The sequence below is a fragment of the Chromobacterium sp. IRSSSOUMB001 genome (assembly GCF_023507765.1).
Classification (GTDB): domain Bacteria; phylum Pseudomonadota; class Gammaproteobacteria; order Burkholderiales; family Chromobacteriaceae; genus Chromobacterium; species Chromobacterium haemolyticum.
This window is the reverse complement of the sequence record NZ_JALCYU010000005.1, coordinates 293822-313294: the sequence shown is the minus strand read 5'-3', so window position 1 is coordinate 313294 and position 19473 is coordinate 293822. Positions and strand designations below refer to the sequence as shown.

Genomic DNA, 19473 nt, shown 5'->3' with positions numbered 1-19473 from the left:
ATTATAACCGGGCATGCGTGAGGGGGGATTAAAGAATCTGGCAGGCTTCGTCGAACTCGAAGCGCGGCGAGCGCGGGTAGAGCTTGTCGGCGGCGCCGTAGCCCAGGTTGACCAGGAAGTTGGACTTGAAGCGTCCGTCCGGGAAGAAGGCCTGGTCCACCGCGGCGTTGTCGAAGCCGGACATCGGGCCGCAGTCCAGCCCCAAGGAGCGAGCGGCCAGCAGCAGGTAGCCGCCTTGCAGGCTGCTGTTGCGCGCGGCGGTGGCCTGGATCGCCGCGTCGTTGCCTTCAAACCAGCTTCTGGCGTCGGCGTGCGGGTAGAGTTTGGGCAGGTGTTCGTAGAAGCGCATGTCCTGGGCCACGATCACGCATACCGGCGCGGCCATGGTTTTTTCGACGTTGCCTTCGGCCAGGCAGGGCTTGAGCTTGGCCTTGGCGGCGTCGCTTTGCACAAAGATGAAGCGAGCCGGCGAGCAGTTGGCGCTGGTGGGCGCCATTTTCAGCAGGTCGAACAGCTGGTGCAGCGTTTCGGCGCTGACCGGACGGTCTTGCCAGTGGCTGTGGGTGCGGGCGTTGAGGAACAGCTGTTCCAGCGCGGAATGATGAATCGGGGTGCTCATATCGTGCTCCTCTTGAGAAACAGGGGTGTTAGCGGCCATTGGCCATGGATGCGTCTTGCGGCGACAACACTTCGGCGTCGCTTAGCCCGCTCGCCAATACGGTGATGGCGACGCGGCGGTTGCTGGCGCGGCCGTCGGCGGTGGCGTTGTCGCCCACCGGGGGGGTGGCTCCGCGGCCCACCGCCACTAATCGCTCCGGCTTGATGCCGTTTTCCTGGAACAGGCGCACCACGCTGCCGGCGCGCGAGGCGGACAGCTCCCAGTTGGATGGGAAATAAGAGTTGCGGATGGGCACGGTGTCCGTGAAGCCTTCCACCCGGATCGGGTTGTCCACCTTGGCCAGTTGCAGCGCCATATTGGCCATCAGTTGCCGAGACTGTTCGTTGGGCTGCGCCTGTCCCGTGGGAAAGAGCGCGGTGTCGCGGATGTCGATGGTGACGCCCTTGCTGCTGTGCGTGATGGTGACCTGGCCGCTCTTCACCAGCGGGTCCATGACTTTGGCCAGATCCTGCGTCAGGTTGGCGAGCCGGGTTTTTTCATCGCCCTGGGCCGAGCCGGTATTGGCTTTTTTCTCGGCCTGATGTTCTCCCTTGACCGCCTTGGCTATTGGCTTGGTCTCGGGGATTTCTATCATGGTGTTGGCCCCGCCGCTGGGCGGGGTGGTGTTGACGCTGATGGTGGAGCCTGAACGGAAGGCGTCCACGATGGCGGAGGAGAGCACGCGGTATTTGCCCTCGTTGACCGAGGAGATCGCGTACATCACCACGAAGAAGGCGAACAGCAGGGTGATGAAGTCGGCGTAGGAAACCAGCCAACGTTCATGGTTCTCGTGTTCTTCTTCTTGCCGTTTTCTTCTGCGCGCCATGGTGTGCCTTGCCGATTGATCAGAACAGCTTGGTGTCGAACAGACTCTTCACGCCGCCGGCGAACTCCACGCCAATCTTGCGCGCCACGCGGCTGGACAGGTCGTCTTGCTGAGTATAGTCGACGGTTTTCTCCGCCTTGATCACGTCGCGCGCCACCGAGCGCACCGTGCCCAAGCCGTCGGCCAGGCCCAGCGGAATGCTTTTGTCGCCCAGCCACACCATGCCGGAGAACAGCTGCGGATCGTTGGCCAGGCGCTGGCCGCGTCCGGCCTTGACCGCCGCGATGAACTGCTGGTGGATGTCGTCCAGCAATTGTTGACGGATGGCTTCTTGCTTGGGGTTGACCGGGGAGAAGGGGTCGCCCATCGCCTTATTCTCGCCGGAGGTGCGGAGGCGGCGGTCAACACCCAGTTTTTCCATGGCGCCGGTGAAGCCGAAGCCGTCGGACAGCACGCCGATGGAGCCGACGATGCTGGCCTTGTCGACGAAGATCTTGTCGGCGGCGGAGGCGATGTAATAGCAGCCGGACGCGCAGACCTCGCTGACCACCACGTAGACCGGGACGGACGGGTGCAGCTTCTTCTGGCGGCGAATCTCGTCATAAGCCATGCCGGACAGCGCCGGGCTGCCGCCGGGGCTGTTGGCGTCGATAATGATGCCCTTGGTGCTCTTGTCGCCGTAGGCGTCCGTCAGCGCCTGGCTTAGCTTGTTGGCGGTGTCGCTTTGGCTGTCGATCACGCCGTCCAGCGTGATGACGGCGGTGTGGCCGGAGCCGGAAAGGCCGGCGGCGGCCTTGTCCTCGTTGCGCATGAACAGGCTGAACAGCACGAAGCCGATGATGATCAGCCAGATCATGCGAAAGAAAATCTTCCACTGGCGGGCGCGGCGTTGTTCCACCAGCGCGGCGCTGGCCAGTTTTTCCAGCAATTGGCGTTCCCAATGGTTGGAGGTGTCGCTCATGTGTGGTGCTCCCTGAATAATTCCAGGAGTCTAGCAAAGTTCACGACGGCATGACATTGATGCAGATATTGCCGTCCTGCTCGAAGACGGGCACGGCGATCAGCCGCTGGCCGCGGCAGGGGCCGGACACGCAATAGCCGGTGTGTGCTTCGTAGCAGGCGCCGTGCATGCTGCATACCAGATAACGGCCGCTGAGGTCGAAGACTTCGCCATCGCGCAAATCCAGCTCCACCGGGATGTGGCGGCAGGCATTGACGTAAGCGTAGACCTTGCCGCGGTAGCGCACGGCGAAGGCGGGCAGCGGCGGCGCGCCGTCCGTCTGTTCGATCTCGAAGCGCCAGGCGCGGCCGCCGTCCTGAAGCTCGGCCGAGGGGCAGATTACCCGAGTTTCGGCAGCAGCCATGTCTGCAGCTCGGGGTAGGAATGGAACAGCGCCAGCGGTCCACAGCTTTCCAGGTGTTCGCTGTCGTGGGCGCCGAAGCTGACCCCCACGCTATGGCAGCCGGCGTTGCCGGCCATCAGCAAGTCGTGGCTGGTGTCGCCTATCATCAGCGTGCGGCGAGGGTCCGCGCCCAGCATCTCGGTCAGCGACAGCAGCATGTCCGGGTGCGGCTTGGAATGGCATTCGTCCACGGTGCGGGTAGCGTGGAACAGCGGGCCGAGTCCGGTTTGCTCCAGCAGGCGGTTGAGGCCGGCGCGGCTGTTGCCGGTGGCCACCGCCAGAAAAACGCCGCTGTCCGCGACGGAGTTCAGGCACTCCACAGCGCCGTCGAACAAGGTCACTTGATGCTGGTTGGCGTGGTAATGATGGCGGAAGGCTTCGGTCAGGCGCGGCAGCTGCTCGACGCTGGCGGCCGGGCAGGCTTGTTGCAGCGCCTCGGCCAGGCGCAGGCCGATGACATGGCTGGCCTGTTCGCGGCTGGGAACGGGAAGTGACAGGTCGGCGCAAGCCTGCTGGATGGACTGGCTGATGTGGGCGGTGGAGTCCATCAAAGTGCCGTCCCAGTCGAAAACGACCAGATCGAAGCGAATGTTCATCTCAAGACCTCAAGATTTTCAGGAAGCGCTCCAGTTCCGGCGGCAGCGGCGCTTCCAGTTTCAACGGCTCGCCGGTCAGCGGGTGGGGCAGGGACAGGCTGCGCGCGTGCAGGAACATGCGTTTCAGGCCGCGCTTGGCCAGTTCCTTGTTCAGCGCGAAGTCGCCGTATTTCTCGTCGCCGGCGATCGCGCAGCCGTTGGCCTGCATGTGCACGCGGATCTGGTGAGTGCGGCCGGTGCGCAGGTGCGCTTCCACCAGCGTGAATTCCGCAAAGCGTTCCTTGATCGCGAAATTAGTGTGCGCGTACTGGCCGTTTTCGGCGTCGCTGACCCGCACGCGGCGTTCGCCGTCCGGAGTGTGGAACTTGAACAGCGGCAGCTTGACCTGGCGGGCGTCCTCCGGCCACTGGCCTATGCCCAGCGCCAGGTAGCGTTTGTCCGGCACGTTGGCGCGCATCATGTCGTGCAGCTTGGTCAGCGCCGAACGCTTCTTGGCCAGCATCAGGAGGCCGGAGGTTTCGCGGTCCAGCCGATGCACCAGCTCCAGATAGCGCCAGTCCGGGTGGGCCTGGCGCAGTTGCTCGATCACGCCGAAGGACACGCCGCTGCCGCCGTGCACCGCCACGCCGGCCGGTTTGTCTATCACCAGCAGCGCGTTGTCTTCGTAGACTACCGGGAAGGTGGCGGCCGGCACGTTCTTTTCCGCGCGTTCGGCCACGCGGATGGGCGGAATGCGCAATTCGTCGCCGGCCTGCACGCGGTAGGCGGCGTCGATGCGGCCCTTGTTCACCCTCACCTCGCCGGAGCGCAGGATGCGGTAGATATGGCTTTTGGGCACGCCCTTGAGCAAGCGCACCAGGTAGTTGTCGATGCGTTGGCCGGCGTCGCCGTCGTCCACTTGGACGAAGGAGACGGAATCTTTGCGAATGTCTGTCATATTGCTTATACTTCTGGCGCTGTCCCAAGGTGTGTTGCACCAAGATGACGGCGAAATGTCAAGCCAAGGTCACGGCATGTTGCGTGGCGCTGCTGCAAGAGGTTAGAGACGGCCGGCAGGGATTTACAGACCCTGACCTGATGCCGCTCGCGACGTTTGCAGCCAAGGTTAACTCGCTCACCGAAAAGCAGCGATGGTAATGCATTTGTACGCATAACGCACTCACGAGTATTCCATTTCCTGATGCTAAGCCAGTCAGGAAATTTTGCAGCGAAGTTTGACCCGGCATGCTAGCCCCCCTGTACTGTATGTCCTGCCCTTTGAGGCAGGCCGGCGATCCCGGAGCGCCAATTGCGCACATGAGTCAGGTCTGCGTGTGATCGATTTTCAGGAAGTAGGCTTGTCAAAACTGTTTTTTTCGATCTTTACATCGACACTTCTTTCGGAAAGCGCCCATCAATAGTCACTGGGCCGTCAAATACTGGCTGCATCCCTTGCGTGAGTGCCGCGCAAGGAATGTAAATGAAACGCATGTTGTTCAACGCAACGCAGGCTGAAGAGCTGCGCGTTGCCATTGTCGACGGGCAGAAGCTCGTCGACCTCGATATCGAGACTGTAGGCAAAGAGCAGCGCAAGGGGAATATCTATAAGGGTGTGATTACCCGTATCGAGCCCTCCCTTGAGGCTTGTTTTGTCGATTACGGCACCGAACGCCACGGCTTCCTGCCGTTTAAAGAGGTGTCCCGTTCCTATTTCCAGGGCTATGATGGCGGCCGTCCGCGCATTCAGGACGTGCTGCGCGAAGGCATGGAAGTCATCGTGCAGGTGGAGAAGGACGAACGCGGCAACAAGGGTGCGGCGCTGACCACCTATATCAGCCTGGCCGGCCGTTACCTGGTGCTGATGCCCAACAACCCGCGCGGCGGCGGCGTATCGCGTCGCATTGAGGGCGAGGAGCGTCAAGAGCTGAAGGATCTGCTGTCGCAGCTGGAAGTGCCGCACGGCATGAGCCTGATCGCCCGCACCGCCGGCATTGGCCGCAATCTGGAAGAACTGCAGTGGGATCTGGGTTACCTGATGCAGCTGTGGCGCGCGATTGAAGGCGCGGCCGGCGCTCAGAACGCGCCGTTCCTGATTTTGCAGGAAGGCAGCCTGGTGATCCGCGCGATCCGCGACTATTTCCATCCGGACATCGGCGAAGTGCTGATCGACACCGAGGAAATCTACGATCAGGCCCGTCAGTTCATGAGCCATGTGATGCCCAACATGCTGTCGCGTGTGAAGCTGTACAAGGATCATGTGCCGCTGTTCTCCCGTTTCCAGATCGAGCACCAGATCGAAACCGCCTTTTCGCGCAGCGTGCAGCTGCCGTCTGGCGGCGCCATCGTGATCGATCACACCGAAGCGCTGGTGTCCATCGACGTCAACTCCGCGCGCGCCACCAAGGGCGCCGACATCGAAGACACCGCGGTCAAGACCAACCTGGAAGCGGCCGAGGAAATCGCCCGCCAACTGCGCTTGCGCGACCTGGGTGGCCTGGTGGTGATCGACTTCATCGATATGGAAAGCGCCAAGAACCAGCGCGACGTGGAAAACCGTTTGCGCGACGTGTTGAAGCACGACCGCGCTCGCGTGCAGATGGGCAAGCTGTCCCGTTTTGGCCTGCTGGAGCTCTCGCGTCAGCGCCTGCAGCCCAGCCTGGGCGAGACCAGCCACGAGACCTGCCCGCGCTGTCACGGCATCGGCTTCATCCGCGGCACCGAGTCCTCCGCTCTGCACATCCTGCGCATCATCCAGGAAGAGGCGATGAAGGAAAACACCGGCGCGGTTCACGCGCAGGTGCCGGTGGACGTGGCCACCTTCCTGCTCAACGAAAAGCGTTCCGAAATCCATTCGATCGAAGAGCGTCTGGACGTGGACGTGGTGCTGATCCCGAACATTCATCTGGAAACCCCGCATTACAAGATCGTGCGCGTGCGCCACGACGATCTGGCCGAAGCCGGCGAAGCGCCGAGCTACAAGCGGGTGGAAGTGCAGGAAGAAGACGTGATCACCAACTTCGGCCATGAAAAGCCGAAGCTGGAGCGCCAGGAAGCCGCGGTCAAAGGCATTACCCCGCAGCAGCCGGCGCCGTCGGTGGCGGCCAAGGCGGCTGAGCCGGAGCCTGGCCTGTTCGGCAAGTTGGGCGCTTGGGTCAAGAGCCTGTTCGCCGAGCCGGAAGCGGTCGCTCAGCCGGCCGAGAAGAAAAAGCCGGCGGCGCAGCCGCATCAGCGCGGCAACCGTCAGCGTAACGCCGAGCGTCGCCCGGGTGGCCAGGCGCGCCGCGAGCACGAGCAGCGCCGTCAGGGCGCCGACGAGGCCAAGCCGCGTCGTCCGGAGCGCGCCGAACGCGGCGAGCGTCAGGACGGCGAGCGTCAGGAGCGTCCGGAACGCAAGGAACAGCCGCAACGCGAAGAGCGGCAGGAGCGCGGCGAGCAGCCGCGCAACAGTCGCCGCCGCGAGCGCGAAAACGGCCGCGAAGGTCGTGAAAGCCGCGAGCCCCGCGAACTGAAGGACGCGCAGCGTCAGCAGCCGGCGCGCGAAGAAGCGCCGCAAGAGCGTCCGGAGAAGTTGGAAAAGCAGGAGCGTCCGCAGCAGGAGCCGCGCCGTCGTCAGGCGCCGCAGGCGGATGAGCAGGCTTTGGAGCTGAACAAGCCGGCGGCCGACGAGGTTCGCGCCGAGGGCGACGCCGAGCAGCAGGAGCGCAATGAGCGTCGTCGCCGTCGCAGCCGTCGTGATCGTCGTCGCGACGATCCGTCCGCTGCGCCGCAGGAAGAGGGCGCTGCTCTGCCGGCGGCGGAAGCTGCGCCGGCTGCGGCAGTGGCCGCAGTCGTTGTCGGCGCGGTAGCGGCGGAAGTCGCCGTGGACGCGGTGGCGGAAACGGTTCCGGCCGCGGCGCCTGAAGCCCCTGTGCTTGAGCCGGTGGTTGAGCCCGTTGTTGTCGAAACGGCGCCGCCGGTGCGGGAAGCGTTCGAAGCGGAGGCTGCGGCCCCCGTGCTTGAGTCCGCTGCGGCGGCTGAACCGGAATTGCCGGTAGTTGAAGCGGCTGCGGCGGCTGAGGCTGCTCCGGTTGTTGAGACGGCTCCGGTTGAAGTGGCTGTTGTGGTGGAGGCTGTCGAAGCGTTTGCCGCGGCGGAGCCGGCGCTTGCGCCGGAACCGGTTGCCCTGGCCGCGCAAAGCGAGCCGGAGCAGGCTGAGCCGGAAGTCGAGGCGCCGGTGGTGATTGAAACCCGCGCCGTGGCCGCGTCTGAACCGGTAAGCCTGGGCGGCTTGGTGATGGTGTCCACCAAGTCGGTGGTCGAGGCGCCCGCTGTGCAAGAGCCGGTGGTGCCGGCTGGGCCGCGTCGTCGCGACGTGACTCGCCAGGCTCAGCAAGAGGCCGCTCCGGCGGAGCTGGTGCAGGTGGAAACCCGCAATCCTTGAGCGCGGTTTGAGATCCGGGGCGCAGGCATTTTGCGCCCCGGGTATTGACGCTGCCTTGGTGCTTGGTTAATATACTCCTCTCTCGCAAGAGATGTTCCCTGATAGCTCAGTTGGTAGAGCGACGGACTGTTAATCCGCAGGTCGCAGGTTCGAGCCCTGCTCGGGGAGCCAAAATTCAAAGGCCACGCAATGCGTGGCCTTTTTCCATTTCCGCGCGTTCGTCGCGACCTTTTCCCTGTTTCTCGCAGCCCCGGCGCGCCTGTCCCGATTGATTGCGCTAAGCAATTTTAACAGTTTGCTTCCTATTTCATACGTCATATAACACAAGCTAATGGCAGGTTGTCTGTCTTGCCGGCGCGCTTGGGCGTGGCCATTTGGGGTTGCGCGAGGGGTTGGGCGGCGCGGCGTGAGGAGGCTGGGTGACGGAATTTCTGGTGGGTGGAGACGGTGTGCTGGATGACGCTGAACGGCTATTGTCCGATGTGCTGGAGGCGGTCCCGGTGGGGCTTGCTCTGATTGACGGCCAGATGCGTTATCGAATGCTTAATCAGCGTTTGGCGGAAGCCAACGGCTTGCCACGCTCCGCTCATCTGGGTCGAGGCGTGGCGGAAATGTTGCCACGGATCGGCGAATATTTGGAATCGCTGATGAGGCGGGTGATAGAGAGCGGAGAGCCGGTGCTCGATTTCTGCGTCAATTCCAAGGTGGGGCTTGGCGACGAGGGTGTGGTGAGAGAGTGGCAGATCAGCTATTTGCCGTATCGCGCATCGGCGGGCGAGGTGGTGGGGGTAGTGGCCGTGGTTCGGGATGTGGCGGCGGAGCGGCGCGCCGAACGTCTGCGCGGCGAGGGCGAGGCCCGTTTGCGCATGGTGGTGGACTCCGCCTTGGACGGGCTGGTGATGATAAATCAGAGCGGGCGGATCTTGATGGCCAATCATCGGGCGGAGGCGATGTTCGATTATCTGGGGGTTGGCATGGAGGGCCTCATGATTTCCAGTCTGGTGCCGGAGCGGTTTCGCGATGGCCATGGACGGTTGATCGAGAGCTACATGAGCCGTCCGGAGGCGCGAGAGATGGCGCGTCAGCAGGAGATTTTCGGGGTGCGGCGCGATGGAGGCGAGTTCCCGGCGGAAATCGGTCTGACCCCGGTGCGCGACGGTGGAGAGTTGCAGGTATTGGCCACCATTACCGACATTAGCGCGCGCAAGGCGGCGCAGGCCAGTCTGGAGCGGGCGTTGAAGGAAAAGACGGCGCTGCTCAACGAGGTGCATCATCGGGTTAAGAACAATCTGCAAGTCATTTCCAGTCTGCTTAATCTGCAAACGCGCTCGGCGCCGCCGGAGGCGGTGTCGGTGCTGACAGAGTGTCAGAATCATGTGCGCGCAATGGCGTTAATCCATCAGCTGTTGTATGAGCACGGCGATTTTTCTCGTATCCACGTGGGCGTCTATCTGGAGAGGTTGACCCAGTTGCTAAGCGGCAGCGTGTCGGACGCCGGGGTTCGCTTGCGTTGTCGCGGCATGGATGCTGTGGTGTACCTGGGCATGCAACGGGCGATTCCCTGTGGCTTGCTGGTGAACGAGCTGGTGACCAATGCTCTCAAGCATGCTTTTCCCGGTCGGCGCGGCACGGTGGAGGTGGCGTTGGAGCGGGAGGAGGGCGGGCGTTGCCGGATTCTGGTGTCGGACGACGGGGTGGGTATTCCCGAGTCAGTGAAGCTGGGGGAGGTGAGTTCGCTGGGTTTTCGCCTGATTCCCACTTTGGTGGGGCAGTTGAAAGGCGTGGCCAGGCTGTTGCGGCCCGAGGCGGGCGGTGCTTGTGTGGAAATCGTGTTCAGTGACGAGCCGGAGAACGCGGAATGAATATGGGCAACGGTTTGTTGATTGTTGAGGATGAGGGAGTGGTGGCGCTGGATTTGCAGACCAGCCTGGAGTCTTTGGGGTACCGGGTGCTGGGGGTTTGCGCCAATGCGGATGACGCGGTGCGACGGGCGGAGGCGGATCAGCCGGATCTGGTGTTGATGGATATTCACTTGGACGGCGATGTGCCGGGAACCGAGGCGGCGCGCGTGATACGCGAGCGCTTTCAGATTCCATCCATCTTTCTGACGGCTTACGCCGAGGACGATATGCTGCGCAACGCGGAAGTCAGCGCGCCGTACGGCTATTTGCTGAAGCCTTATCAGTTGCGCGAACTGAATGCCTCGGTGCGTATGGGATTGGCGCGGCGCAGGGCGGAGGTGGAGGAGCAGCGGCAGCGTCGTCGTTTGCGCATGGCGGTGGAGGCGGCCCGTTTGGGGGTGTGGGAATGGGGTGGTCGGCGCGGCGAGATGGTGTGGGTGGAGGAGTTTCTGGACGCGTTTCCATTCTCCGTCGCGAAGAACGGACGGCCTGCCCTGTTGGGCATGGCGGAGGCCGAGGCCGCCGAACTGGCTCGGGATCTGGGGTCGGGGCGGGCCTTGCAGAAAACGGTGAAAATCAACGCGGAGGGCGCGGTGAGGTGGGTTGAGTTGTGCGGGCGCAACTTTGCCGCGGAGGGAGAGTCGGCGCGTTGGGTGGGCGTGGCGCGGGACGTGACGGAGGCGTATCTGAGCGAAGTCAGGCTGAGGCAGGCCAGTGTGGTGTTCCAGGCCAGCGCGGAAGGCATTCTGGTGTTGGACCACGCGCGCCGCATTGTGTCTGCGAACGAGTCCTTTTACCGTTTGACGGATTTGAGCGCGGAGGAGGCCTTGGGGGAGGATCCGGACGTCTGCCTGCATGTGGAGCCGCACGGAGAGGCTTTTTACCGCCGTTTGGAAGGCGAGAGGTATTTTTGGCAGGGCGAGGTGATGTGCCGTCGCCGGAATGAGGTCTTTCCCTGTTGGCAGCATGCGTCGGTGGTGAGGGACGTTGAGGGAAGGGTGAGCCACTATGTGCTGGCGATCTCCGATATTTCGGCGATCCGCGCGGCGGAGGCGCATATTCACTTTCTGGCCTATCACGATCAGTTGACCGGCCTGGGCAATCGCCACTTTCTACAGGTGGAGCTGGAGAAGGAGATCATCAGAGCCAAGCGCCGTAATGAATGCATTGCGCTGCTGTTTATTGATCTGGATGGTTTCAAGGCGGTGAACGACGGCTGGGGGCACGAGGCGGGCGACGCGTTGCTGGTGGCGATGGCGGAGCGTCTGAGGCAGCATGTGCGCGGAGAGGATTTGGTGGTGAGGTTGGGTGGGGATGAGTTTCTGGTGGTGGCGCCCGGTCTGGATCGGGAGGGGGCTTGCGGCGTCATGGTGAGGCGATTGTTGACGGTATTGGCGCAGCCGGTGGCTTTGGATGGCGGAGAGTGCTCGGTGTCCGCCAGCATTGGCGTGGCTTTTTTTCCGGAAAACGGCGGGGATCTGGGTGGTTTGCTGCACGCGGCGGATCGGGCGATGTACGAGGCCAAGCGGGCGGGGAAAAACGAATTCAGGATGGCGGTTGAGTAATATTTGAGCCGAAAAGAATAAAAGCCGAAATCTTTCGATTTCGGCTTTTATATTTGGTGGAGATAAGCGGGATCGAACCGCTGACCTCTTGCATGCCATGCAAGCGCTCTCCCAGCTGAGCTATACCCCCGGTATTGCTGGCGTCCCCACGGGGATTCGAACCCCGGTTACCGCCGTGAAAGGGCGATGTCCTAGGCCTCTAGACGATGGGGACTGAATTGTGGTGGAGATAAGCGGGATCGAACCGCTGACCTCTTGCATGCCATGCAAGCGCTCTCCCAGCTGAGCTATACCCCCACGTATTGTCTTGCCCCTTCCCGGCTTATCCGCCCGGTCGGTCTCGACAGGAAGCGAACTATACCTAGGCTTTTCAGGCTGCGCAAGGCTTTTCTAAAAATATTTTCCCAGACGGCGGTGGGTGGTGAAAGAAGGCAAAGGGGGGAAGAGGCCGGGCTTTCATGCCATTGGTTTTGGAGGAAGCGGCCTGCTCGCTGACTACACCGTTCCGGGAGCGGCAAAGTCGTGATTTCCTAGGAAAAATCAGTTTTTTCCTATTCCAAGCCATTGGGGTGATGGAGATAGAATATTCAAAGAAAAACAATTTGCCTCCCGTATTGGCATAAAGAGTTAATGCCGGATGGCATTAAAGCCTGGGTCAGAACGACGGCTAATGATGGATGGCATAGACATGAGAATTGAGAGACAACGGTTGGCCGGAGTTGGTAACGGAAGTGGAAATCCGGCAAAGCTTTAGGAGGCGTGTATGCATAAAAAAGTATTGATCAACGAGGAGTTGCTGGATTCCTGCTCGGATCAGGCACTGAAGGACGCGGCGGTTTTTCTGTTGAATACGCTTACCGACCGCATTCAGCTGCGTCAACAAAAAGGGATAGAAGAAATTGAGCGGCTGGCGATGGCTTACGGCTTGATTCTGCCCAAGCTCTACGCCAAGAACGGTGTAACGCCAAAGTACCAGAACCCGGCAATGCCGCATCAGACTTGGTCGGGCCGAGGCCGGCCGCCGGTTTGGTTGGTGGAGGCTGAAGCGAGGGGGGAGGACCGGGAGCGCTTCGTGATCAAGAGTCAGAAGAAGTTGCAGGTATAGTAAGGCAGAGAGCCCGCCGTTGTCGCGCCGCGCCCCTGCTGGCGCGCGCCGGCGGGCTCATCGCGGTTCATTGTTTCGCCAGCGAGGGAGAGACCAGGCGAAAACGGCTGAGAACGCGGTATGGTCAAGCGGTACATGAGCATTTCGAAGCCGGTTTCAACGTCCGTTATCTATCCATCCCGCCGCCGCGCAGCAGACCATGAATAGGCTCTAAGCGTAGCAGGCTTTGAACTGGCGTTAAGGCTCCAGATGCTCCAATCGCATGCGCGCCCGCGCATCGCGTTCCGCTTGCCGCCTCCTGCTTTGCAGTGTGGTGGCGACAAAGTCCAGATGTTGCTCCACCGCTTGCTGCGCGGCGTCCGGCTGCTTGTCGCGGATGGCTTCCCAGATGGCCAGATGCTGCGCGCGCAAGGCGTCCGCCACCTCCCCCACGGCGAACAGATCAGCGATATTGTCCTTGACGTGCCGGTGCAGCATGGCAAGCAGGCTGCCGCTCAAATGCGCGAACAGCACATTGTGCGAGGCTTCCGCCACGGCTTGGTGAAAGCGCACGTCGGCCTGGGCCTGTTGCGCCAGATATCCTCCGTCGTAGGCGTCCTGCAATTGGCTCACGCAATGCTCCAGCCTCAGCAAGTCCGCCGGCGTGGCCCGGCTGGCCGCGCCGCGCGCCGCCGCGCCTTCCAGCACTCGCCGGAATTCCAGCAAATCGCCGTGCAAATCCTGATGTTGGTTCAGCAGCTTTTCCCAGGGGTCGGAAAACGCGGTTTCCAGCCGGTCCGTCACCCAGGTGCCGCCGCCCTGACGGCTGCTGAGCAGGCCGCGCGACGCCAGTTGCTGTATCGCTTCGCGAAGCGAGGGACGGGACACGCCGAACTCCTCGGCCAGCTGTCGTTCCGGCGGCAGGCGGTCCCCCGGCTTGAGCACGCCGTCCAGGATGCGTTTTTCCAGTTGTTCGACGATGACGTCGGAGAGTTTGGGGATGTTCAGCTTGGGATAGGCCATGGCGCCGGGCTTGTTCGTTCAGCGAAAGTGGTCAGACCAGAGTGAGTGCAGCTTACCACAGCCGAATGGGGAATCCGCTATCGTCATATTGACGGAGTCAAGCAATCACTCTAGAGTTATTTTAATAAATATAATTGGTCTTACCAATTTACAAAGGAAATCGGATGAAGCCTGCCAACGTCTATCTGTTTGGCACCTGTCTGCTCGACCTGTTTTTGCCGCAGGCCGGCGTGGACGCCATCGTCCTGCTGGAAGGGCTGGGCTTGCGGGTGCACTTTCCCCAGCGTCAGAGCTGTTGCGGCCAGCCGGCTTATACCAGCGGCCACCCGGCGGAAGCGTTGGCGGTGGCGAGGGCGCAGCTGGACTGCTTTGCCGAGGACTGGCCCATCGTGGTGCCGTCCGGTTCCTGCGGCGGCATGATCAAGCACCATTGGCCCAAGCTGTTCGCCGGCCAGCCGGATGAGGCGCAGGCCTGCGCGGTGGCCGCGCGGGTGGTGGAGTTCAGCGACTTTCTGCTCAACCATCTGGACTGGCGGCCGCAAGATCTGGGGCCGAAGGTGAAGGTGGCGGTGCACACCTCCTGTTCCGCCCGCCGCGAGATGAATGTGCATCTGTCCTGTTGGGCCTTGCTGGAGCGTCTGGCCAATGTCGAGAGGGTGACGCACGACCATGAGTCCGAGTGCTGTGGTTTTGGCGGCACGTTTTCGATCAAGCACCCGGATATCGCCGGGGCGATGGTGGCGGACAAGGCCGCCGCCTTGCAGGACAGCGGCGCGGTGGAGTTCATCACCGCGGACGGCGGCTGCCTGCTCAATATCAACGGCAAACTGGCCAAGGAGGGCAGGGCGTTTCAAGGCCGGCACCTGGCCAGTTTTCTGCTGGAGCGCGTGGGAGGCAAGGCATGAGCGCCCGCGACGCCATCCTGGCCAAGCTGCGCGCCGCGCCGCGCCAAGAACTGCCGCGGCCGGAGCTGGACGCGCATTTCCGGCGCTTTGCGCCGCCGCAGCACAGCCTGGCCGCTTTGCGGGGCTGGGCGCGGGCGATGCGGGCGGTGAAGACCGAAGTGTTGTGGGTGCGCGCCGACGATTGGCACACCCGCTTGGCGGTATGGATCGCGCAGCGGCGTCCGGCGTCCTTGCTGCTGTCCGACACCGCGCACGGCCGCCGCGCCGAGGCGGCGCTGCAACACTTGCCGACGCCGCCGGCTTTACGTTTCTTCGACCGCGAGGTGGATGGCTGGAAGGCCGAATTATTCGAGATCGAGGCCGCGTTCACCACGGCGCGTTGCGGCATCGCCGCCACCGGCACCCTGGTGCTGTGGCCGGACGCGCAGGAGCCGCGGACCATGAGCCTGGTGCCGCCGCTGCACATTGTCTTGTTCGACACCGCCACGCTCTACCCTGACTTCTACAGCGCGATGCGCGTTGAAAACTGGCAGGACGGCATGCCCACCAACGCCTTGCTGATTTCCGGGCCGTCCAAGACCGCGGACATCCAACTGACGCTGGCCTACGGCGCGCATGGGCCGCGCGAACTGCTGGTGCTGGCGCAATTGCCCGAGCACATCGATCCGGCGCAGCTGGAGCAGGAGGAGGCCCGGCCATGAGCGAGCACAAGATCGAACTCTATCCATCGCGCCAATTCAAGCAGCAGGCGCGCGCGGCGCTGGCCGACGGCGAGCTGCGCCACAGCCTGCGCGGGGCGATGGATTTTCTGATGGCCAAGCGCTTGTCGGCCTTCGACGATCCGGCGGAACTGGACGCCTTGCGCGCCTTGGGCGAGGCCATCCGTCAGCGCTGCCTGTCGCGCTTGCCGGACTTGCTGGAGCAACTGGAGGCGCGGCTGAGCGCCAACGGCGTGCAAGTGCACTGGGCCGAGACCGCGGACGAGGCCAACCGCATCATCCACGGTTTGGTAGAGGCGCGTTCCGGCCGCTTGATGGTCAAGGGCAAGTCCATGGTCAGCGAGGAGATTGAACTCAACCATTATCTGGAAGCGCGCGGCGTCGCCGCGGTGGAAAGCGATATGGGCGAGTACATCGTGCAGCTGGCCGGGGAAAAGCCCACCCACATCATCATGCCGGCGATACACAAGACCAAGGCCGACATCGCGCGCTTATTCCACGACAAGTTGCCGGACACGCCGTACACCGAGGACGTGGACGAGTTGATCCAGATAGGCCGCGGCGCGCTGCGCCGGCATTATCTGGACGCCGACGTGGGCCTGTCCGGCGTCAATTTCGCGGTGGCGGAAACCGGCACCTTGTGCCTGGTGGAGAACGAAGGCAACGGCCGCATGTGCACCACGGTGCCGGACTTGCACATCGCCATCACCGGCATTGAGAAAGTAGTGGAGAAGCTGGCCGACGTGCCGCCCTTGTACAGCCTGCTGACCCGTTCCGCCATCGGCCAGCCCATCACCACCTATTTCAATATGATCAGCGGGCCGCGCCGCGCCGGCGAAAAAGACGGCCCGCGCGAGGTGCATCTGGTGCTGCTGGACAACGGCCGCAGCCAGGCCTACGCCGACGCGCAGTTGCGCAAGACTCTGCAATGCATACGCTGCGGCGCTTGCATGAACCATTGCCCGGTTTACGCCCGCATCGGCGGCCACGCTTACGGCACCACTTATCCGGGGCCGATAGGCGAGATCATTTCGCCGCACCTGCTGGGCCTGGAAAACACCCGAGACCTGCCCACGGCTTCCAGCCTGTGCGGCGCTTGCGGCGAAGTCTGCCCGGTGAAGATTCCCATTCCCGAGATGCTGATGCGGCTGCGCGAAGAAAGCCAGCGTCCGGCCGACGAGGCGGTCAGCCATCCCTTACGCGGCCAGGGCGCGGCGGCGAGCGCGGCGGAGCGGCTGGCCTGGAAGGGCTGGCGGCAGGTCCACGCCTCGCCGCGGCTATACCGCTGGTTTGGCTGGGGGGCCACCCGGCTGCGCAAGCTCGCGCTTGGCGGTCAACTGGGCTGGACCCAAAACCACGCGCCGCTGACGCCCGCGCCCAAGACTCTGCACGAGCTGGTGTGCGAACGCGAAGCGCGTCGCGGCGACGGGGAGCCGGCATGAGCATGAGTCCGGCGCATCAGGCTTTCCATCGGGATCTGCTGCAAAGCATGCCGGCGGCGCGCATCCACACCGATCCGCTGTCCACGCTGGCCTACGGCACCGACGCCAGCTTCTACCGGCTGCGGCCGCAAATCGTCGCCCGCGTCGACTGCGAGTCGGAAGTGGCGGCCATCCTCGCGCTGGCGCGCCGCCACCGGGTGGCGCTGACTTTCCGCGCCGCCGGCACCAGCTTGTCCGGCCAGGCGGTCAGCGATTCGGTGCTGGTCTTGCTGGGCGACGGCTTCAACCACGGCCAGGTATTGGACGACGGCGCGCGCGTCCGGCTGGGGCCGGCGATGATAGGCAGCCACGCCAACGCCTTGCTGGCGACTTACGGCCGCAAGATCGGCCCGGACCCGGCGTCGATCAACAGCGCCAAGATCGGCGGTATTGCCGCCAACAACTCCAGCGGCATGTGTTGCGGCACCCGCGACAACAGTTATCACACCTTGGCGGCGATGCGTTTGTTGTTGTTGGACGGCGCCGTGCTGGACACCGGCGACGCCGCCAGCGTGGCGGCTTTTCGCCAGTCCCACGCCGCGCTGCTGGCCGGCTTGTCCGGCCTGGCCGCCGAACTGCGCGCCGATGAGGCGCTGGCCGAGCGCGTGCGCCGCAAATACCGGCTGAAGAACACCACCGGCTACGGCATCAACGCCTTGCTGGATTTCGACGATCCGGTGGACATGCTCAGCCATGTGTTGATCGGCTCCGAGGGCACGCTGGGCTTTATCAGCGAAATCACCTTCCACAGCGTGGTCGAGCATCCGCACAAGGCGTCGGCGCTGCTGCTGTTCGACGCGCTGGAGCCCTGTTGTCGCGCGGTGTCGGCGCTGAGCGCGGCCGCGGACGCCCACGGCGTGGCGGCGGTGGAACTGATAGACAGCCGCAGCCTGCGCGCCTTGCACGGCAAGCCGGGGCTGCCGGATTTTCTGGCGCGGCCGTTTGGCCCGGACGAGGCCTGTCTGTTGATTGAGGCGCGGGCCGGTTCCGAGGCGGAACTGGAGCGCCATTGCGCGGAGATAGAGGGTTTGCTGGCTGGTTTCGGGCCGCGCTTGTCCAGCGGCTTCAGCCGCGAGGCCGCGGTATGCGACAGCTATTGGGCCTTGCGCAAGGGCTTGTTCCCGGCGGTGGGCGCGGTGCGTCCGCTGGGCAGCACCGTGGTGATCGAGGATGTGGCTTTTCCGATTCCGCTGCTGGCCGACGGCGTGGCCAGGCTGACCGCCTTGTTCGACCGCCACGGCTATCACGAGGCGCTGTTGTTCGGCCACGCGCTGGACGGCAATCTGCATTTCGTGTTCGCGCCCAGCTTCGACAATGAGCGCGAGGTGGCGCGCTACGACGCCTTCATGCAGGACGTGAGCGCGCTGGTGGCCGGCGAATACGACGGCTCGTTGAAAGCCGAGCACGGCACCGGCCGCAATGTCGCGCCCTTTGTGCGTCAGGAATGGGGCGACGCCGCCTGGAACATCATGCGCCGCATCAAGGCCTTGTTCGATCCGGACGGTCTGCTCAATCCCGGCGTGATCATCACCGACAACGACCGGCTGCACCTGGAAAACCTCAAACCCCTGCCGGCGGCCGATCCTGTCGTCGACCGCTGCATCGAGTGCGGCTTTTGCGAGGCGGCCTGCCCGTCGCATGGGCTGACGCTGAGCCCGCGCCAGCGCATCGTCGCCTGGCGTCGCATCCAGCAGTTGAACCGCGACGGCGACGCGGGGGAAGAGTTGGCCGCGCTGCGCGCCGATTTCCGCTACCGCGCCATCGATACCTGCGCCGCCACCGGCATGTGCGCCACGCGCTGCCCGGTGGGCATCAATACCGGCGAACTGATGAAACGGCTGCAAGGCCCGTCGCCGCGGCCCCGCGCCGCCCGCTTTGCAGCCCGCCACATCGGCGCCGCCGCCGCCGCCGTTCGCGCCGGCCTGGCGCTGGCGCATCTATTCGGTCCGGAGCGGCTGCATCGCATCAGCCTGCGGCTGCGCCGCCGCCATAAGGTGATTCCCCTGATTCCGGCGCATCTGCCGCGGCCGGCCGGCCGTCTGCCCGCCGCTATTGGCGGCGACGGCGAGCCGGTGGTGCTCTTTCTCAGCTGCGTCAACCGAGCGCTGGCCGTCGACGCCGCCGGCGGCAACGCGGCCGCGCCCACCTTGGCGCTGTTGCGCCGCGCCGGCTTCAACCCCCGCTATCCGCCCGGCCACGACGGCCTGTGCTGCGGCCAGCCTTTCGTCTCGTCCAATGCCGCCGAGGCGCTGGACATCAGCCAGAACGCCTTGAACCGGGCGCTGCTGACGGCCAGCGAAGACGGCCGGCATCCGGTGTATCTGGACAACGGGCCGTGCGCGGCGCGCATCCTGTCCGCCCAACGTCAAGGCCGGCTGGACGCCAGGCTTCGGCTGTTCGACGCGGCCCGATTTCTGGAGGCTTTCGTCGCGCCGCGGCTGGCGGTGACGCGCAAGCTGGAGCAGTTGGCGCTGCACATTCCTTGCAGCGCCGCCGAGATGGGCGCGGCGGAGGCGCTCACGCGGCTGGCCGGCCTCTGCGCCGAGCGGCTGACGGTGCCGGACATCGCCTGTTGCGGCTTTGCCGGAGATAAGGGCTTCACCGTGCCGGAACTGAACGCGCACAGCTTGCGGCGCTTGCCGCCGGCCTTGCCCCCCGGCTGCCGCCACGGCGTGTCGATGAGCCGCACCTGTCAGATCGGCCTGAGCGAACACGCCGGCTTCGAGTACCGCAGCATCGAGGCGCTGCTGGATTTTTGCACCACCCCAAAAAGCGGCCCGCTATGAAGGCCGCATCGTTGGCGCCGCCGTCCGGGAGGACGGCCGGCTCCGAGTTGAAACGCCCGTAAACATCCTTCCCTGAGCGCATTCCGTCCACACGGCCGCGGCTAGCCCGCCGCCGCGCGGCGTCCCG

General features: G+C 63.9%; 15 protein-coding genes and 4 tRNA genes. 9 read left to right on the top strand and 10 right to left on the bottom strand.

All coding sequences use genetic code 11. The features are described from left to right. Positions 1-28: 28 nt before the first annotated feature. From MOV80_RS09175 to MOV80_RS09150, 6 genes are read right to left on the bottom strand one after another with little or no spacing between them, the layout of a single operon-like run. Positions 29-619 carry a malonic semialdehyde reductase gene (locus MOV80_RS09175; RefSeq protein WP_019101525.1) on the bottom strand — a complete coding sequence of 197 codons (591 nt, stop codon included), beginning with the start codon at positions 617-619 and terminating at the stop codon, positions 29-31. 28 nt (positions 620-647) lie between these two features. After that, positions 648-1484, bottom strand: a complete 837-nt coding sequence (motD, locus tag MOV80_RS09170; protein WP_249605067.1) for a flagellar motor protein MotD — start codon at positions 1482-1484, stop codon at positions 648-650. 19 nt (positions 1485-1503) lie between these two features. Continuing rightward, positions 1504-2445: a S49 family peptidase gene (locus MOV80_RS09165; RefSeq protein WP_043590226.1), complete on the bottom strand. Its 942-nt coding sequence runs from the start codon at positions 2443-2445 to the stop codon at positions 1504-1506. Between the two features lie 40 nt (positions 2446-2485). Continuing rightward, positions 2486-2848, bottom strand: coding sequence for a Rieske 2Fe-2S domain-containing protein (locus tag MOV80_RS09160; RefSeq protein WP_043590225.1), 363 nt, complete (start codon positions 2846-2848; stop codon positions 2486-2488). Further along, positions 2824-3483, bottom strand: coding sequence for an HAD-IA family hydrolase (locus MOV80_RS09155; protein WP_118268086.1), 660 nt, complete (start codon positions 3481-3483; stop codon positions 2824-2826). Before MOV80_RS09155 ends, MOV80_RS09160 begins: the two co-directional genes overlap by 25 nt. 1 nt (position 3484) lies before the next feature. After that, the gene (locus MOV80_RS09150) at positions 3485-4420 is read right to left on the bottom strand and encodes an RluA family pseudouridine synthase (protein ID WP_019101520.1); all 936 of its coding nucleotides are present in this window, start codon (positions 4418-4420) and stop codon (positions 3485-3487) included. A gap of 522 nt (positions 4421-4942) precedes the next feature. Here MOV80_RS09150 and MOV80_RS09145 point away from each other — a divergent pair. The 4 genes from MOV80_RS09145 (at position 4943) to MOV80_RS09130 (ending at position 11348) form a co-directional block, all read left to right on the top strand. Continuing rightward, complete coding sequence (locus tag MOV80_RS09145) at positions 4943-7882, top strand: Rne/Rng family ribonuclease (RefSeq protein ID WP_118268085.1); 2940 nt, start codon at positions 4943-4945, stop codon at positions 7880-7882. A 95-nt stretch (positions 7883-7977) separates the two neighbouring features. Continuing rightward, positions 7978-8053 (top strand) — tRNA-Asn (locus MOV80_RS09140). A gap of 248 nt (positions 8054-8301) precedes the next feature. Beyond that, entirely contained in the window at positions 8302-9744 is a 1443-nt protein-coding gene (locus MOV80_RS09135; RefSeq protein WP_118268084.1) for a PAS domain S-box protein, read from the top strand. Further along, positions 9741-11348 (top strand): diguanylate cyclase, encoded by a 1608-nt coding sequence (locus MOV80_RS09130; RefSeq protein WP_107731934.1) that lies wholly within the window; start codon positions 9741-9743, stop codon positions 11346-11348. The genes MOV80_RS09135 and MOV80_RS09130 overlap by 4 nt, the downstream gene beginning before the upstream one ends. A gap of 54 nt (positions 11349-11402) precedes the next feature. Here MOV80_RS09130 and MOV80_RS09125 read toward each other — a convergent pair. From MOV80_RS09125 to MOV80_RS09115, 3 genes are all read right to left on the bottom strand, one after another. Then, positions 11403-11478 (bottom strand) — tRNA-Ala (locus MOV80_RS09125). 8 nt (positions 11479-11486) lie between these two features. Next, positions 11487-11562: transfer RNA gene (locus MOV80_RS09120), tRNA-Glu, on the bottom strand. Between the two features lie 7 nt (positions 11563-11569). Then, positions 11570-11645, bottom strand: a tRNA-Ala gene (locus tag MOV80_RS09115). Positions 11646-12111: 466 nt separating this feature from the next. Here MOV80_RS09115 and MOV80_RS09110 point away from each other — a divergent pair. After that, the gene (locus tag MOV80_RS09110; protein ID WP_019101516.1) at positions 12112-12453 is read left to right on the top strand and encodes an H-NS histone family protein; all 342 of its coding nucleotides are present in this window, start codon (positions 12112-12114) and stop codon (positions 12451-12453) included. Positions 12454-12690: 237 nt separating this feature from the next. Here MOV80_RS09110 and MOV80_RS09105 read toward each other — a convergent pair whose 3' ends face one another. Continuing rightward, positions 12691-13455 (bottom strand): FCD domain-containing protein, encoded by a 765-nt coding sequence (locus MOV80_RS09105; protein WP_249605066.1) that lies wholly within the window; start codon positions 13453-13455, stop codon positions 12691-12693. Between the two features lie 164 nt (positions 13456-13619). Between MOV80_RS09105 and MOV80_RS09100 the strand changes: the two genes are divergently transcribed. From MOV80_RS09100 to MOV80_RS09085, 4 genes are read left to right on the top strand one after another with little or no spacing between them, the layout of a single operon-like run. Then, positions 13620-14360 carry a (Fe-S)-binding protein gene (locus MOV80_RS09100; protein WP_019101514.1) on the top strand — a complete coding sequence of 247 codons (741 nt, stop codon included), beginning with the start codon at positions 13620-13622 and terminating at the stop codon, positions 14358-14360. Further along, complete coding sequence (locus tag MOV80_RS09095; protein WP_249605065.1) at positions 14357-15061, top strand: lactate utilization protein; 705 nt, start codon at positions 14357-14359, stop codon at positions 15059-15061. Before MOV80_RS09100 ends, MOV80_RS09095 begins: the two co-directional genes overlap by 4 nt. Beyond that, positions 15058-16521: a LutB/LldF family L-lactate oxidation iron-sulfur protein gene (locus tag MOV80_RS09090; protein WP_249605064.1), complete on the top strand. Its 1464-nt coding sequence runs from the start codon at positions 15058-15060 to the stop codon at positions 16519-16521. The genes MOV80_RS09095 and MOV80_RS09090 overlap by 4 nt, the downstream gene beginning before the upstream one ends. After that, a complete protein-coding gene (locus MOV80_RS09085; protein WP_249605063.1) occupies positions 16518-19346 on the top strand; it encodes an FAD-binding and (Fe-S)-binding domain-containing protein in 2829 nt (942 codons plus the stop codon). The genes MOV80_RS09090 and MOV80_RS09085 overlap by 4 nt, the downstream gene beginning before the upstream one ends. Positions 19347-19473: the final 127 nt, after the last annotated feature.

What these genes read in the sequence shown, in the direction of transcription:
- MOV80_RS09175 (WP_019101525.1), bottom strand. Translation starts at nt 619, where the DNA reads ATGAGCACCCCGATTCATCATTCCGCGCTGGAACAGCTGTTCCTCAAC.
- motD (WP_249605067.1), bottom strand. Translation starts at nt 1,484, where the DNA reads ATGGCGCGCAGAAGAAAACGGCAAGAAGAAGAACACGAGAACCATGAA.
- MOV80_RS09165 (WP_043590226.1), bottom strand. Translation starts at nt 2,445, where the DNA reads ATGAGCGACACCTCCAACCATTGGGAACGCCAATTGCTGGAAAAACTG.
- MOV80_RS09160 (WP_043590225.1), bottom strand. Translation starts at nt 2,848, where the DNA reads ATGGCTGCTGCCGAAACTCGGGTAATCTGCCCCTCGGCCGAGCTTCAG.
- MOV80_RS09155 (WP_118268086.1), bottom strand. Translation starts at nt 3,483, where the DNA reads ATGAACATTCGCTTCGATCTGGTCGTTTTCGACTGGGACGGCACTTTG.
- MOV80_RS09150 (WP_019101520.1), bottom strand. Translation starts at nt 4,420, where the DNA reads ATGACAGACATTCGCAAAGATTCCGTCTCCTTCGTCCAAGTGGACGAC.
- MOV80_RS09145 (WP_118268085.1), top strand. Translation starts at nt 4,943, where the DNA reads ATGAAACGCATGTTGTTCAACGCAACGCAGGCTGAAGAGCTGCGCGTT.
- MOV80_RS09130 (WP_107731934.1), top strand. Translation starts at nt 9,741, where the DNA reads ATGAATATGGGCAACGGTTTGTTGATTGTTGAGGATGAGGGAGTGGTG.
- MOV80_RS09110 (WP_019101516.1), top strand. Translation starts at nt 12,112, where the DNA reads ATGCATAAAAAAGTATTGATCAACGAGGAGTTGCTGGATTCCTGCTCG.
- MOV80_RS09105 (WP_249605066.1), bottom strand. Translation starts at nt 13,455, where the DNA reads ATGGCCTATCCCAAGCTGAACATCCCCAAACTCTCCGACGTCATCGTC.
- MOV80_RS09100 (WP_019101514.1), top strand. Translation starts at nt 13,620, where the DNA reads ATGAAGCCTGCCAACGTCTATCTGTTTGGCACCTGTCTGCTCGACCTG.
- MOV80_RS09095 (WP_249605065.1), top strand. Translation starts at nt 14,357, where the DNA reads ATGAGCGCCCGCGACGCCATCCTGGCCAAGCTGCGCGCCGCGCCGCGC.
- MOV80_RS09090 (WP_249605064.1), top strand. Translation starts at nt 15,058, where the DNA reads ATGAGCGAGCACAAGATCGAACTCTATCCATCGCGCCAATTCAAGCAG.
- MOV80_RS09085 (WP_249605063.1), top strand. Translation starts at nt 16,518, where the DNA reads ATGAGCATGAGTCCGGCGCATCAGGCTTTCCATCGGGATCTGCTGCAA.